This window comes from Pseudomonas silensiensis (assembly GCF_050434865.1).
Taxonomy (GTDB): Bacteria; Pseudomonadota; Gammaproteobacteria; order Pseudomonadales; family Pseudomonadaceae; genus Aquipseudomonas; species Aquipseudomonas fluorescens_W.
The window spans coordinates 24563-38474 of record NZ_JBNDJH010000025.1; the positions used below are offsets into that span (position 1 = coordinate 24563).

Below are 13912 nucleotides of genomic sequence, written 5' to 3' on the forward strand. Positions count from 1 at the left end.
ATCGCATCGATATAACTGGTTATAAGAAAAATCGCTATGCTGCGGACCAGATTTTTCATGCGTTTTTTGTGGGCGTGTTAATGGAATTCGGTAATTTCGGTTTAGTCGTGGCAGGTCTGGTGGTCGGCTTTATTGTCGGGATGACCGGGGTGGGTGGCGGTTCTTTGATGACTCCCATTCTGTTGTGGTTCGGCGTCAATCCGGCCACCGCAGTGGGGACGGATTTGCTGTACGCGGCAATTACCAAGTCCAGTGGCGTGCTGGTTCATCGCAAGAACAAGAACATCGACTGGGCCATTACCGGTTGGCTGACCCTCGGCAGTGTGCCGGCGGTGGCGCTGACGTTGTGGTTCCTGAGCACCTTGCAAACGTCGCCCGAGGCGATGAACGCGGTCATCAAACAGGCGTTGGGCTTTGTGCTGTTTGCCACGGCGCTGGCGATTTTCTTCAAGAAACGCCTGCTCGATTTCGCTCACAAACGCGCGGGCGGTCATTACAACCCCAGCGGCAAGCGCTTGAATGCACTGACCGTGATCACCGGTCTGGTCCTCGGCACCATGGTTGCCCTGACCTCCATCGGCGCTGGCGCCTTGGGCACCGTCGCGTTGTTCATTCTCTATCCGCTGTTGCCGACCCGCCGCCTGGTGGGCACGGAAATCGCGCACGCCGTACCGCTGACCCTGGTGGCCGGCCTCGGCCATGCGAGCATGGGCAACATGGATTGGCACGTGCTGGGTTATTTGCTGATCGGTTCGCTGCCGGGGATTTACCTGGGCAGCCACCTGACTGGCCGCATCTCCGATGAAGTGCTGCGACCTTGCCTGGCCACGATGCTGGTGCTGATCGGGTACAAACTGGCGTTCTGATTTCGCCCGTTCCAGAAACAAACCACCTCCTGCACCGCATAGGTGCTACGGTGGAAAGCCAGCCTGCATTCACCTTGAATGACCTGTCGGCATTTTCCCGTGATCGACTAGAGGTGGCACGTGTCCACGCCAATCGCCGAGTATCAAAGCCACGAAGCCGGGTATTGCTTCGACACACTGTCGTGACCGCCCCGTCCAAAAGCCTGCCGCTGATCCTCAGTGAGCTGCGCACCGCCACGACCCGGCAGCATCTGGTGCTGGAAAAGCGCATTCCGTTTTTCACTGCCGATTTATTGCTCTACACCCGCCTGATCGAGGCCTACTACGGTTTTTATCGGCCGCTGGAAAACCTGCTGTTCCCGGTGGCGACGAACATTCCCGGTCTGGACTGGCTGATGCGTAGCAAAACCCCGTCGCTTGAGGCCGATCTGTATGCCTTGGGTCTGGACGCTGCCGCCATCGATGCCATCCCCCTCTGCCCGTTTTCCCTTCAGCCCCGCTCCATTGCCGATGTGCTGGGCGTGTTGTACGTCCTGGAAGGTGCGACGCTGGGTGGGCAATCGCTGCGCAACGGCCTGTACTCGCGCCTCGGCATCGATGAACACACGGGCGGCCGGTTTTTTTCGGTGTACGGCCCGTCGACCTTGCTGATGTGGCGCGGTTTCCTGGCGTGCCTGTATGAGGTGTGTGATCCCGTTGAACGAGCGAAGTCGGTGGTTGCGGCCCAAGCGACTTTCGAGGCCTTCGAAGGTTGGCTCGAGCGCTGCGAGGTATTGGTATGAACCGCCTCACCGATGAGCAACTCGACGCCGCGCTCGCCGAATGCGCCAGTGAAGCGATCCGGATTCCGGGGTCGATCCAGCCCCATGGCGTTCTGCTGACCCTGAGTGAGCCTGAGTTGATCATCCAGCAGATCAGCCGCAATTGTGCTGCGTTGCTCGGTCAGACGGCGGCGGCTTTATTGCAGCAACCGTTGGCGCTGCTGTCGGGCGCTACGGCGACAGAGCAGGTTCGTCAGGCGCTGTTGTTGAATGACCTGGAGGACGCCAATCCGTTGTCGCTGGAGATAGGGGGGCAGCGGTTCAACGGATCGCTCAACCGACGTGACGGTGTGATTATTCTTGAGCTGGAGCCGTTGCACGACGCCACACCGGACAACACCGCCATCCTGCTTCGGGCTCTGCGACGGATGCAGGCAGCCAGCACGCTGGAGGACTTGTACACCGTCAGTGTCGATGAAATCCGCCGCCTGACCGGCTTCGACCGGGTGATGATTTATCGTTTCCAGCCGGCGGGGCACGGGCAGGTCATCAGCGAGGCGCTGGGCGGTGTTCTGTCCGGTTACCTGGGTCAATGCTTCCCCGCCTCGGACATTCCGGCGCAGGCGCGTGAGCTGTATCGCCTGAACTGGATTCGGGTGATCCCGGATGCGCGTTATGTGCCGGTGCCGATTCTTCCAGTGTTGCGCCCTGATACCGGGCAGCCTCTGGATCTGGGGTTTTCGGTCCTGCGCAGCGTGTCGCCAGTGCACTGCCAGTACCTGGAAAACATGGGCGTGCGGGCCTCCATGAGCCTGTCGCTGCTGGAGAGCGATCAGCTTTGGGGGCTGATCACGTGTGCCCATCCTGAACCGTTGCTGGTCAGTCACTCGGTGCGCACGATGTGCGCCGCGATCGCCCAATTGCTCAGCGTGCAGATCACGGCCCTGCAAACCCGGGACGAACAGCGTCAGCGTGAACAGAAATCCCGGCTGATCACTGAACTGACCACAGCGATGCGCCTGGCTGATAGGGGTGTGCTGGAGGGGCTGCTCAACCACCCGGCGCAATTGCTGGACCTGACCGAGGCCAGTGGCGTTGCCGTATTGATCGAAGATCGCTTGCAGTTGTTCGGTGAGTGCCCGACGGTCGAGCAGGTGCGCGCCCTTTACCTGTGGGTGCGCGAGCAATGCCTGGCAAGCGGCGAGCCGCTGTTGACTGACCACCTGCAAGGCTTGCACGGTGCCAGCGCGCGCTACAGCGATGTGGCCAGCGGTCTGCTGGCTTTCGTACTGCCCAAGCCTGTGGACAACGGCGTCCTGTGGTTCCGCCCGCAACTGCGCTCCAGCATGAAGTGGAGCGGCAATCCTGACGAGCATTTCAGTGCCGGGACCGACAACCGTCTGCAGCCGCGTACCTCCTTTGCGCTGTGGGAACAGCAAGTCGAGGGCAGGGCGCGCGAATGGAGCACGGCGGATGCTTATGCGGTCAGAGAACTGCGCCGCAATGCCATCGAAAACGACCTCGCCCGTCAGGTGCTCCGCGAGCATCAAGCGGTCCGCGAGCGTGATGAGTTGGTGGCGGTGGTGTCCCATGACCTGCGCAATCCCATGACCATCATCATCATGCAATGCGGAATGATGCAGCGCCTGGTCGCCAAGGACGAAGGCAAGCATACCGTGCGGATGAGCGCGGCCCTCGGCACCATGGAAGAAGCCACCGCAAGGATGAACACCCTGATTGTCGATTTGCTGGACAAGTCGAAACTCGATGCAGGCAAATACCCACTCGCGTGCAGGCCGCTGGATGTGGTCGATTTGCTTCAGGAAGCCTGTTCGTTGCTGGTGACCCTCACGTCCCACAAAAACATCGAGCTCAACTGCAGCAGTTCTGAAGGGTTGAGCATCGACGCTGATCCCCAGCGGTTGTTCCAGGTGCTGTCGAACCTGTTGGGCAACGCGATTAAATTTACCCCCTCAGGCGGACGTATCGACCTTAGCGCCCGCCAGGTAGACGGCAAGGTGCTGATCTCGGTACGCGACAATGGCGGCGGTATCCACGCCGTGCATTTGCCGCACATCTTCGAGCGCTACTGGTCGGTTCGTGACGGAAATCCCAACGGCAGTGGCCTGGGTTTGTACATCTGCCGCAGCATCGTGCAGGCCCATGGCGGAGAGCTTTGGGCCGAGAGCGAACCGGGGGTTGGCAGCGTCTTCACCTTTTCCATTCCGGCGTTGGTGACGGGCGCGGCTTAGGCCCGGGTCAGAATTTCCAGCAGATGCCCGTCCGGGTCATCGAAGTAAACTCGCCGGCCACCGCCGTAATCGTTGATCTCGTTCGGTCGTTGTTTGCCGGGGTCGGCCCACCAGGGTTGCTTTCGGGCTTGCAGGCGGGCGAAGGCCGCATCGAAATCGTCGTCACCGATCAAAAACGCGTAGTGCTGGGAGGCAATCGGCGGCTCATTGTCGTAGAAGTCCAGCGACACACCGTTGTCGAACTTGACGATCAGCATCGGGCCGAAGGGTTCGGGGCGGGGCAGACCGAGGATGTCTGCCAGATAGTTGGCTGATGTCTGCTTGTCGCGACACCAGACGATGGTGTGGTTCAACTGAGCGCTCATGCACGGGTCCTCACGGCGGTTCAGGGCGTCGTTATTGAGCTATGAGATTAGCTCAGCCTGTTGCGCAATGACCGCCCTGACCTAAGCTTGGGGCAAGGCGAGACATAATTGCGTGCGTCACCCGGAACGAACGCCGCGATGCGCAATCATTAGAGCGTGGATATCAAAAGGAGATGCGCATGCTCATCAGGTCATTGATCCTGACTACTCTGCTGGCTTTCGCCGGCCCCTTGTTTGCCGCCGATGATGGCTCACCTCTGGATATTGACAAGGGCAGGGCCCGGCCACTGATTGTGATTGCTCCCAGCACGGTTGACCCGGTCTGGGTGGGCCTGAAAAAGTCGCTGGACGATCCAGCCAACAAGGAGGGTGTCGCCCAACGCAATATCAGGGTGTACACCGTGCTGAACATGTTCGGTCAACTCGACGGCAAGGATCTCGGCCAACAGGACACCATGGCACTGATTCGCTCGCTGAAACTCGGCGCGGGGGCGTTACCCAAAGTCATCCTGGTGGGCAAGGACGGCGAGAAGAAGTTCGAGAGTTCGGGGGATGAATCAAAATCGGTCAATTTGAAGAAAATCTTCGATACCATCGACGCCTTGCCAGCGACTGAAAAAGAAGCCGCAGCGCCGGCGGTCGCGATGCCCGTTGTAGCGGAACCGGCCACCAAGGGTGCCAAAGGTGCAAAACCGGGCAAACCGGCGAAGCCTGCCAAACCCCCTGAAATGCCGGATGATTAAACGCAGACTTTTGGAGCAGCCGAACGCAGGCTGCGCCAACTGCTACAACAATGAAAAATGGGCGACCTCAAGAGGTCGCCCATTTTGTTTGCTCGGCAGTTGCTAAAAAAACCGGGTGTTCCGGGGTGAGATGTATTGGCTTCTATTGGTCTCGGAAGTTTCCTGCAAGTTCTGTCGGTCTTGATGAACTGGTTTCTGTCAGAGAGCACCGCTAGCCTTCGTCAGCCACCGCAAAATCGCGGTCGGACGTGGGAATCCGCGACACTGAGGGATCCAGGGACGAAAACACCAATGGCACAACAAGGAGCCTCGTCTGTGAAAAAGTTCAGCAAGCATCAACCGCAAACCCCAACTGACGCCGATCATTCCGGCCCCGCGAAGCCGTGTGAAACCGCAAAAGGCGCAGTCACCCGAAGCCCCGGGCGTCCCGCCACGACCCAGCAGGTTTTCACTGTTGCCCCCGGTGTCGACACACTGACCCTGCTGAATCAGGCCTGCGAAAACCTTGCCTCCCTGAATGTTCTGATTGCGAGTTTTGCCGGGATACTGGAAGGCTCGAACCGCAAGGTGCTGCTGTCGATTCAGCATTTGGCGGCGGTCACTGAGTTGTTGGTGAATCAGGCACGGGAAAATCTTGATCCGAGAAGCGATGCACCTGACGCTCAGCCGCCGACTCGGCATTGAGCTGACGCAGTAACGACAATGGGCGACCTCAAAGGGGTCGCCCATTTTGTTTGCCTATTAGAGATCTAGTTGCTCTTGGTTACTTCGCCAGTGCACTCAATATCGTATGAGCAATCTTGATCCGCTCAGGGTTCGGGTAGTTTTTGTTGGCCAGGATCACAATGCCGATGTCTTTCGACGGCACATACGCCACGTAGGCACCGAAGCCGCTTGTTGAGCCGGTTTTGTTGATCAGCACGCTTTCCGGTTGAGGTTGCGGCGGGGTCAACCACTGGACTTCGTGAGCCTCCATCGCCATCTGCGTCGAGTTACCCGCCAGCAATGTATCGAGGGTGACCGGGTAGTGGTAGAACTCCCATCCGAGGCCTTGAGTCATGTCGCCGACCTTGTAGTAACCGGTGTGCGTCGTGGCGATTGCTCGTTGCATCGGGTCTTCGAGGCTGGCCGGTTTCATGTTCGCCTCAACATAGCGAATCATGTCCGCCGCGCTGGTTTTGACCCCATAAGCCTCCGAATCCAGCGCTCCCGGCCCGACTCGCACCGGTTTGTCTTCCTTGTTGTAACCCTGAGCGTAAAGCCCCATCTGAGCTTGCGGCACTGTGAGGTAGGTGTGTTTCAGCCCGAGTTTCGGCAGCAGGGTTTTTTCCATCACGTCATCAAACGGCGCGCCCATGCTTTGGGCTGCCAGATAACCGAACAACCCCAGGCTCGGGTTCGAATATTGCCGATGCGTGCCGGCGGCATAGGTCGGTTTCCACTGCTGGAAATAGCCGAGCATCTTGTCCGGTGCATCGGCCTCGTCGGGGAATTGCAGCGGCAGGCCACCGGCGCTGTAGGTGCCCAGTTGCAGCACGCTGATGTTATCGAACGCGCTGCCACGCAGTTCCGGCAGCACGCTGCTGGCCTTGTCCGACAGGGACAGTTTGCCGGAGGCCTGAGCGTAGGCGGCGAGGGTGGCGGTGAAGGTTTTGCTTACCGAACCGATCTCGAACAGGGTGTTTTCAGTGACGGGTTGTGCGCTCTCTTTCGAAGCCACGCCGTAGTTGAAGTAATACGGCTTTCCGTTGACGGTCACGGCCACGGCGATTCCGGGAACGGCCTGGGCTTGCATGACCGGTCGTACGGCGGCATTCACCACCGTTTCGATTTGATCCTGTGCGACACATTGGCCAGTGGCGAGCAGCGCCACGCAAACGGCGAGAGTTTTCAGCCTATCCATGTTGGTTTGGTCCGTCAGTGATTCAATTGCGCGCTATTTTAGGGTGTTAAACGCAACCTTCCGAACGGTTTTTAAACCCGACCGCCTTTAGGCGAGCCGGGCTGATTGTTAACAGGCCAGGCGCGACCGCTGAATCAGCGCACCAGACACGGCCGCTTGTTATCGAATTTCCATCCGGGAATCAGAAACTGCATGGCCACGCTGTCATCCCGCGCACCCAATCCCATGCCTTTGTACAACTCATGAGCCTTGGCCAGTTGATCCATGTCCAGTTCGACGCCCAGCCCTGGTTTCTTCGGCACCTGTACGCAGCCGCCGACGATTTGCAGCGGCGCTTTGGTCAGGCGCTGGCCGTCCTGCCAGATCCAATGCGTATCGATGGCGGTGATTTCACCCGGCGCGGCGGCCGCGACGTGGGTGAACATGGCCAGGGAAATATCGAAGTGGTTGTTGGAATGCGAACCCCAGGTCAGGCCCCATTCATTGCACATCTGCGCCACGCGGACCGAGCCCTGCATGGTCCAGAAGTGCGGGTCGGCCAGCGGAATGTCCACTGATTGCAACTGGATCGCGTGGCCCATTTCCCGCCAGTCGGTGGCGATCATGTTGGTCGCGGTTTTCAGGCCTGTGGCACGACGGAATTCAGCCATGACTTCCCGGCCTGAATAACCGTTTTCCGCGCCGCATGGGTCTTCGGCGTAAGCCAGTACGTGATGCTGATCCCGGCACAGGCGAATGGCTTCCTTGAGTGACCACGCGCCATTCGGATCGAGGGTAATGCGCGCATCGGGGAAGCGTTCGGCCAGGGCGGTGACGGCTTCGATTTCTTGATCGCCACTGAGCACGCCGCCCTTGAGTTTGAAGTCCTTGAAACCGTAGCGAGCGTGGGCGGCTTCGGCCAGACGCACCACGGCGTCGGCGGTCATGGCTTTTTCGTGACGCACGCGGAACCAGTCGTTGTCGGCGTCCGGCTCGCTGCGGTAGGCCAGGTCGGTTTCGTCGCGATCACCGACATAAAACAGATAACCGAGCATCTTCACTTCATCACGCTGCTGACCTTCGCCGAGCAGGGCGGCAACCGGTACGTCCAGGTGCTGACCGAGCAGATCGAGCAGGGCGGCTTCCAGGCCGGTGACGGCGTGGATGGTGATGCGCAAATCGAACGTCTGTAACCCGCGACCGCCGGCATCGCGATCGGCGAAGGTCTGGCGCACTTGATTGAGGATCTTCTGGTAAGTGCCGATCGGGCTGCCGACCACCAAGGAGCGAGCATCTTCGAGGGTCTGGCGAATGCGCTCACCGCCCGGTACTTCACCGACGCCGGTGTGACCGGCGTTGTCCTTGAGGATCACGATGTTACGGGTGAAAAATGGCCCGTGAGCACCGCTCAGATTGAGCAACATGCCGTCGTGGCCGGCCACCGGAACAACCTGCATGCTGGTGATGATCGGGGCTTTGGCGGTTTCTTGTGTGTTCATTGTCATGTCCTTCAAAACAGTGCTCTTACATGAGTGTTCAGGCGTGATTGGGCGCTGGTTTGGCCAGTGCAGCGGCAGGTGCGGATTTCGGTTTGTTGCGTGCGGCGAAGACGATGATTGCGGCAATGATCGAGGTCGCGGCCAGGCCGTACAGCCCGCCCTGAATCGAACCGGTGCGTTCTTCCAGCAGGCCGAACGTGGTCGGCGCGACGAAGCCGCCGAGGTTGCCCACCGAGTTGATCAGCGCGATCACGCCGGCAGCGATCCGCGCATCCAGATAGGCCTGTGGAATCGGCCAGAACAGCGACGACGCCGATTTGAAACCCAGCGCAGCAAAGCAGATTGCAACGAAGGCGAAGATCGGTCCGCCGGTGGTGGACATGAACATCCCGGCTGCTGCAATCAGCAGGGCCGCGGCGACCCACGCTTGTTGATGCTTCCATTTGGCCGACAGCGAAGCGAAGGCGTACATGCCGACGATCGACAGCAACCATGGAATCGAGTTGAACAACCCGACCTGAATATCGCTCAGGTCACCCATCTTCTTGATGATGCTCGGCAGCCAGAAGGTCGCGGCGTAGATGGTCAATTGGATGAAGAAATAGATCAGGCAGAACAGGATGATCTGGCGATCCTTGAGCAGTGTGCCCAACGACGGCTTGATCGGCGTCGCGGCTTCGCGGGCCAGTTGTTCGTCGTCGATGGCTTTGACCAGCGCGTCTTGTTCGGCGCGGCTCAGCCATTTGGCGTCGTGGGGTTTGGAGTCCAGCCAGAACCAGACGAACACGCACAGCCCGACCGAGAACATCCCTTCAATGAAGTACATCCACTGCCAGCCGTGCATCCCGAAACCGCTGATTTGCAGCAGTAACCCGGACAGCGGGCCGGAGATCAGCGAAGCAATCGCCGAACCGCTGAGGAAGATGGCAATCGCCTTGCCGCGTTCAACGCCAGGCAACCAACGGGTGAAGTAATAAATCACTCCGGGGAAGAAACCGGCTTCGGCCACGCCGAGCAGGAATCGCAGGATGTAGAAGTGGGTTTCGTTCTGGATGAACGCCATGCAAGCGGCGACCAGGCCCCAGGTCAGCATGATGCGGGTCAGCCAGATTCGAGCGCCGACTTTTTGCAGGAGAATGTTGGAGGGGACTTCAAACAGCGCGTAACCGATGAAGAACAGACCGGCGCCGAGGCCGTAGGCGGCAGCGCCGATGCCCAGGTCATGTTCCATGTGGGCGCGGACGAAGCCGATGTTCACACGGTCGATGTAGTTGACGATGAACATGATCACGAACAGCGGCAGAACATGGCGTTTCACTTTCGAGATGGCGGATTTCAGGACCGAATCGGCGCCATCGTTCATCCCGGATATGGATGTATTCACTGCGTTATCTCCCACTGATTATTTTTATGCGGGGTGTGACTGGGTGTTGCGTTGTTGATAGACATCATACAACTACGTTTTTTCATCACGCAAGAGTGATCGCCCAACAAAATGGCGCTTTATAGAGCGTTTGTTATTCTTTTTCCGTGATGTACGACCTTTCTTGTGGGCTCGAATAGCCGATTTGTTGAGTGTTGTCATACAAGTTGGTGGGTGTTTTCTTGAGATTCCCATCGAGCGCAGTGCTACGATTCCGGTAGCCCTGCTTCCGGATGATCGCCATGCAAGAAGACCTCGACGCGCCTGCCCGCAAGCGCACCCACAACCTGGCTCATGACCTGGTCGCCAAACTGACCCAGAGCATCTTGCTCGGCCAGATGCTGCCCGGGGACAAGCTGCCGTCCGAGAACACGATTGTTCAGGAGCACGGGGTCAGTCGCACGGTGGTGCGCGAGGCAATCTCGAAGTTGCAGGCGTCCGGTCTCGTGGAAACCCGCCACGGCATCGGCACCTTTGTGATTGAACGAGCACCGGAGCAGGGGCTGCGGTTGAACGTCGATACCGCGCTGGGGGTGCGCAGCATTCTGGAGTTGCGCATGGGTCTGGAAACCCAGGCCGCCGCACTGGCGGCAACCCGTCGCACCGAGCATCAACTGACGCAGATGCGCGAAGCGCTGGACGACTATCAAAGCCTGCTGGCCAACAACGACAGCTGCGTCGAAGCCGACAAGCGCTTTCACCTGCTGATCGCCGAAGCCACCGGCAACGTGTGCTTCACCGAAATCATGCAGCACCTGGGCAGCGCCATGATCCCGCGCACCCGCGTCAATGCCGCCGAGCGCGGCGCGGTGGACTTGAGCAAGCTCGGGCAGCTGGCCAACCTTGAGCACGAGGCGATTCTCAATGCGATCAAACGCCAGGATCCAGACGCGGCGCGGGCGGCCATGTGGCTGCACCTGACCAACAGTCGCGACCGGTTTTCGGCCGATCGCTGACCCTGCATTTTGTGGGCACCAGTCTGGATCAGGCGCTGGTGAGGCCAATTGCTCGACGACACACTCAATCACCGGCTCGATGGCTAACGCCATATCGTCGACTCAGTTGGCTCTTGCTGTAACTGCCGCTAAGCCAGTCATGGATTAATTTCACTCGCTGATCCATCGGGGACTCTCGATTCCAGGGCATGGTCAGTACCTCCTGACCATGATTGATACCTGTAAACCATGTCCCCGGTCTCAAACGTAAAGGATGTACCCGGTTTTTACCCCGCCCATCCCTCTCCCCAGAGGGGAGAGGGGGAAAGGGAGCCGATCTTCAAGCCTTTCAAACCTGAGTTCGACTCGGAATTTCAGGTCGATGTCGCCCTAAGAACACATCGGTCAGTCCCCTCTACCTCTGGGAGGGGGTTAGGGTGAGGGTGAGGATCTAAACTGTGCCCACATCCCGCATCAACAACCCAAACCGCAAATCCACCGCATCCGGAATCGGCAGGTACACCGTGTGCCCGTCCCCCGGCGCCACGTCGATGGGCTGGCCTTTGACGTTCTGCAGCTGATGCAGATCAAAGTGGAAATTGCCCTTGGGCGTCATCAGTTCCATGTGGTCGCCCAGACCAAATCGATTCTTCACCTTGACCTCCGCCATCCGGTCACGCCGCTCGCCGGTCAGCTCGCCGACAAATTGCTGCCGCTCCGACACCGAACTGCCGTGCTGGTAGTTCTGGTATTCGTCATGCACATGCCGCCGCAGAAAACCTTCGGTGTAGCCGCGCTGGGCGAGGGATTCCAGGTCCGTCATCAGACTGCGGTCGAACTCGCGACCGGCCACCGCGTCGTCGATTGCCCGGCGGTAAACCTGAGTGGTTCGTGCGCAGTAAAAGTGGGATTTGGTCCGGCCCTCGATTTTCAATGAATGCACGCCCATCTGTGTCAGGCGCTCGACGTGCTGCACGGCTCGCAGGTCCTTGGCGTTCATGATGTAAGTGCCGTGTTCGTCTTCGAAGGCCGGCATCAATTCATCGGGCCGATTGGCTTCCTGCAACAGGAACACCTGATCGGTCGGGGCGCCGATGCCCAGGGTCGGTTCGGGCTGGAAGGTCTGTACGATCTCGCCGAGCTGATTTTCCGTGGCCTCTTGCGCCGAATATTTCCAGCGACAGGCATTGGTGCAACTGCCCTGATTGGCGTCGCGCTTGTTCATGTAGCCCGACAGCAGGCAGCGACCGGAATAGGCCATGCACAAGGCCCCGTGGACGAACACCTCCAGCTCCATCGCCGGGACTTGCTGGCGGATTTCGGCGATTTCTTCCAGGGACAGTTCCCGCGACAGGATGATCCGGCTCAAGCCTTGTTGCTGCCAGAACTCGACACTGGCCCAGTTCACCGTATTGGCCTGTACCGAAAGGTGAATCGGCATCTGCGGATAATGCCGGCGGACCAGCATGATCAGGCCTGGATCGGACATGATCAGCGCATCCGGCGCCATGGCAATCACCGGTTCCAGATCCTTGAGGAAGGTTTTCAGTTTGGCGTTGTGCGGGGCGATGTTCACCACCACATAGAAGCGCTTGCCTTGAGCCTGGGCCTCGTGGATGCCGAGGGCCAGATTGGGGTGATCGAATTCGTTGTTGCGCACCCGCAGGCTGTAGCGCGGCTGACCGGCGTACACCGCATCGGCGCCGTAGGCGAAGGCATATCGCATGTTTTTCAGGGTGCCGGCGGGGGCGAGCAGTTCTGGAGGCAGGAGAGTCATGGCAGAGTCGGTCACAAAAGCCGCCGAGAGTAAGCGGCTTGCCCGCGGGGTTCATTGATCTGGATCTATGCTTGATGAACAAACGGATGGCACTCGCGCGAACCGTGGAGGACTAAGTATCAAGGCGCGACATTGTGTCCTTGCGGACTGACATGGATCGGACATGAACGAAGAGACAGTACAAAACAAATCACTGGTGATCTTGCTGGGGCTGGTCACCGTCGCCTTCATCTGGATATTGCTGCCGTTTTACGGCGCGGTGTTCTGGGCGGTGATCCTCGGCATCCTCTTCGCGCCCCTGCAGCGACGACTGCAACTGAAATACGGCTGGGAGCGCAACCTGACGTCGCTGCTCACCCTGAGCATCTGTCTGGTGATCGCGATTCTGCCGGTGATTGTCCTCAGTATCTTGCTGGTCCAGGAAGGGACCTCGGTGTACAAGAGCATCGAAAGCGGCGAACTGGACATCGCCGGGTACGTGACGCATTTCAAACACAGCCTGCCGCCGTACTTCCAGCACTTGCTCGATCGGGCCGGGGTAGGTGAGCTGGACGGGCTGCGGGAGAAAATCATCAAGAGTGCGGTGACAGGCAATGAGTTTATCGCCACGCAGGCGTTCAGTTTCGGCCAAGGCACGTTCGATTTTGTGGTGAGCTTTTTCATCATGCTCTACCTGCTGTTCTTCTTTCTGCGGGACGGCGCCGAACTGGCCCGCAAAGTACGCGCTGCCGTGCCGCTGCAAGAGCACCAGAAACGCCGTTTGCAACTCAAGTTCAATCGTGTAGTGCGGGCGACAGTGAAGGGCAACCTGCTGGTGGCGATCACGCAGGGCGCCTTGGGCGGTTTGATTTTCTGGTTTCTGGATATTCCGAGCGCGTTGCTCTGGGCGGTGCTGATGGCGTTTCTGTCGCTGTTGCCAGCGGTGGGGGCGGGGATCGTCTGGGCGCCGGTGGCGGCGTTTTTCCTGTTCGCCGGAGCGATCTGGCAGGGCGTGGTGCTGGGGCTGTTCGGGGTTTTTGTGATCGGCCTGGTGGATAACGTGCTGCGACCGATCCTGGTGGGCAAGGATACCAAGATGCCGGACTATCTGATCCTGATCTCGACCCTTGGCGGTCTGGCGATCTTCGGCCTCAATGGCTTTGTGATCGGGCCGCTGATCGCTGCGCTGTTCATGTCGAGCTGGGCGATCTTTATTGAAACCAAGCCGCGGGTACAGCTGCCTTAAGCGCTGATATGGCCTTGGCCGATGCGTTGCGACAGTGCCTGGGCGGCCGGCAGTGAGGTGAGCGGGCCGCTGATCGGTTCGCCGTCCTGCACCAGGTACCAACAGGCGAGCAATCCGAGCTCTCTAAGTGATGCGGGAACGGCGCTGCCGATAACGGACATGATCTGAACCTGGGACATAAGTA

12 protein-coding genes and 3 pseudogenes are annotated in these 13912 nt (G+C 59.2%); 8 read left to right on the top strand and 7 right to left on the bottom strand.

All coding sequences use genetic code 11. From position 1 onward, the window contains the following. Window positions 1-80 precede the first annotated feature (80 nt). From QF010_RS27380 to QF010_RS27395, 4 genes and pseudogenes are all read left to right on the top strand, one after another. The gene (locus tag QF010_RS27380) at window positions 81-866 is read left to right on the top strand and encodes a sulfite exporter TauE/SafE family protein (protein ID WP_033057357.1); all 786 of its coding nucleotides are present in this window, start codon (window positions 81-83) and stop codon (window positions 864-866) included. 182 nt (window positions 867-1048) lie between these two features. Continuing rightward, window positions 1049-1648 (top strand): biliverdin-producing heme oxygenase, encoded by a 600-nt coding sequence (locus QF010_RS27385; RefSeq protein WP_429534301.1) that lies wholly within the window; start codon window positions 1049-1051, stop codon window positions 1646-1648. Continuing rightward, window positions 1645-2553 (top strand): annotated as a pseudogene (locus QF010_RS27390) (GAF domain-containing protein); the annotation flags it as partial. The gene QF010_RS27385 and the pseudogene QF010_RS27390, both read left to right, overlap by 4 nt. Window positions 2554-2640: 87 nt before the next feature. After that, window positions 2641-3855, top strand: a pseudogene (locus tag QF010_RS27395) (ATP-binding protein); the annotation flags it as partial. Between the two features lie 20 nt (window positions 3856-3875). Here the strand turns inward: QF010_RS27395 and QF010_RS27400 are convergent. Then, window positions 3876-4244 (bottom strand): VOC family protein, encoded by a 369-nt coding sequence (locus QF010_RS27400; protein WP_033057355.1) that lies wholly within the window; start codon window positions 4242-4244, stop codon window positions 3876-3878. Window positions 4245-4423: 179 nt separating this feature from the next. On the opposite strand from QF010_RS27400, the gene QF010_RS27405 reads away from it, so the two are divergent. Together QF010_RS27405 and QF010_RS27410 are read left to right on the top strand one after the other, a co-directional pair. Then, entirely contained in the window at window positions 4424-4987 is a 564-nt protein-coding gene (locus tag QF010_RS27405) for a DUF4174 domain-containing protein (protein WP_429534302.1), read from the top strand. Between the two features lie 315 nt (window positions 4988-5302). Further along, on the top strand, window positions 5303-5671 hold the full coding sequence (locus QF010_RS27410; protein WP_033057353.1) for a DUF6124 family protein: 369 nt from the start codon (window positions 5303-5305) through the stop codon (window positions 5669-5671). A gap of 79 nt (window positions 5672-5750) precedes the next feature. On the opposite strand, the gene ampC is transcribed toward QF010_RS27410, so the two are convergent. From ampC to QF010_RS27425, 3 genes are all read right to left on the bottom strand, one after another. Beyond that, a complete protein-coding gene (ampC, locus tag QF010_RS27415) occupies window positions 5751-6890 on the bottom strand; it encodes a class C beta-lactamase (protein ID WP_429534303.1) in 1140 nt (379 codons plus the stop codon). A 134-nt stretch (window positions 6891-7024) separates the two neighbouring features. Then, entirely contained in the window at window positions 7025-8368 is a 1344-nt protein-coding gene (gudD, locus tag QF010_RS27420) for a glucarate dehydratase (protein WP_429510639.1), read from the bottom strand. Window positions 8369-8405: 37 nt separating this feature from the next. Next, window positions 8406-9752: an MFS transporter gene (locus tag QF010_RS27425; protein WP_429534304.1), complete on the bottom strand. Its 1347-nt coding sequence runs from the start codon at window positions 9750-9752 to the stop codon at window positions 8406-8408. A gap of 281 nt (window positions 9753-10033) precedes the next feature. Between QF010_RS27425 and QF010_RS27430 the strand changes: the two genes are divergently transcribed. After that, window positions 10034-10747, top strand: a complete 714-nt coding sequence (locus QF010_RS27430; RefSeq protein ID WP_429510637.1) for a FadR/GntR family transcriptional regulator — start codon at window positions 10034-10036, stop codon at window positions 10745-10747. Window positions 10748-10814: 67 nt separating this feature from the next. Here QF010_RS27430 and QF010_RS27435 read toward each other — a convergent pair. Both QF010_RS27435 and trhP read right to left on the bottom strand, forming a co-directional pair. Further along, a pseudogene (locus QF010_RS27435) lies at window positions 10815-10937 on the bottom strand (IS481 family transposase); the annotation flags it as partial. Window positions 10938-11177: 240 nt separating this feature from the next. Next, window positions 11178-12503, bottom strand: coding sequence for a prephenate-dependent tRNA uridine(34) hydroxylase TrhP (gene trhP, locus QF010_RS27440; RefSeq protein WP_429534305.1), 1326 nt, complete (start codon window positions 12501-12503; stop codon window positions 11178-11180). Window positions 12504-12666: 163 nt separating this feature from the next. Here trhP and QF010_RS27445 point away from each other — a divergent pair, with 163 nt between their 5' ends. Next, window positions 12667-13728: an AI-2E family transporter gene (locus QF010_RS27445; protein ID WP_429510636.1), complete on the top strand. Its 1062-nt coding sequence runs from the start codon at window positions 12667-12669 to the stop codon at window positions 13726-13728. Here QF010_RS27445 and QF010_RS27450 read toward each other — a convergent pair. Further along, a complete protein-coding gene (locus QF010_RS27450; protein WP_033057342.1) occupies window positions 13725-13907 on the bottom strand; it encodes a hypothetical protein in 183 nt (60 codons plus the stop codon). The genes QF010_RS27445 and QF010_RS27450 overlap by 4 nt on opposite strands. Window positions 13908-13912: the final 5 nt, after the last annotated feature.

Bases quoted from the DNA above. Each gene is read 5' to 3' on its own strand.
- QF010_RS27380 (WP_033057357.1), top strand. From the start codon at position 81: ATGGAATTCGGTAATTTCGGTTTAGTCGTGGCAGGTCTGGTGGTCGGC.
- QF010_RS27400 (WP_033057355.1), bottom strand. From the start codon at position 4,244: ATGAGCGCTCAGTTGAACCACACCATCGTCTGGTGTCGCGACAAGCAG.
- QF010_RS27405 (WP_429534302.1), top strand. From the start codon at position 4,424: ATGCTCATCAGGTCATTGATCCTGACTACTCTGCTGGCTTTCGCCGGC.
- ampC (WP_429534303.1), bottom strand. From the start codon at position 6,890: ATGGATAGGCTGAAAACTCTCGCCGTTTGCGTGGCGCTGCTCGCCACT.
- gudD (WP_429510639.1), bottom strand. From the start codon at position 8,368: ATGAACACACAAGAAACCGCCAAAGCCCCGATCATCACCAGCATGCAG.
- QF010_RS27430 (WP_429510637.1), top strand. From the start codon at position 10,034: ATGCAAGAAGACCTCGACGCGCCTGCCCGCAAGCGCACCCACAACCTG.
- trhP (WP_429534305.1), bottom strand. From the start codon at position 12,503: ATGACTCTCCTGCCTCCAGAACTGCTCGCCCCCGCCGGCACCCTGAAA.
- QF010_RS27445 (WP_429510636.1), top strand. From the start codon at position 12,667: ATGAACGAAGAGACAGTACAAAACAAATCACTGGTGATCTTGCTGGGG.
- QF010_RS27450 (WP_033057342.1), bottom strand. From the start codon at position 13,907: ATGTCCCAGGTTCAGATCATGTCCGTTATCGGCAGCGCCGTTCCCGCA.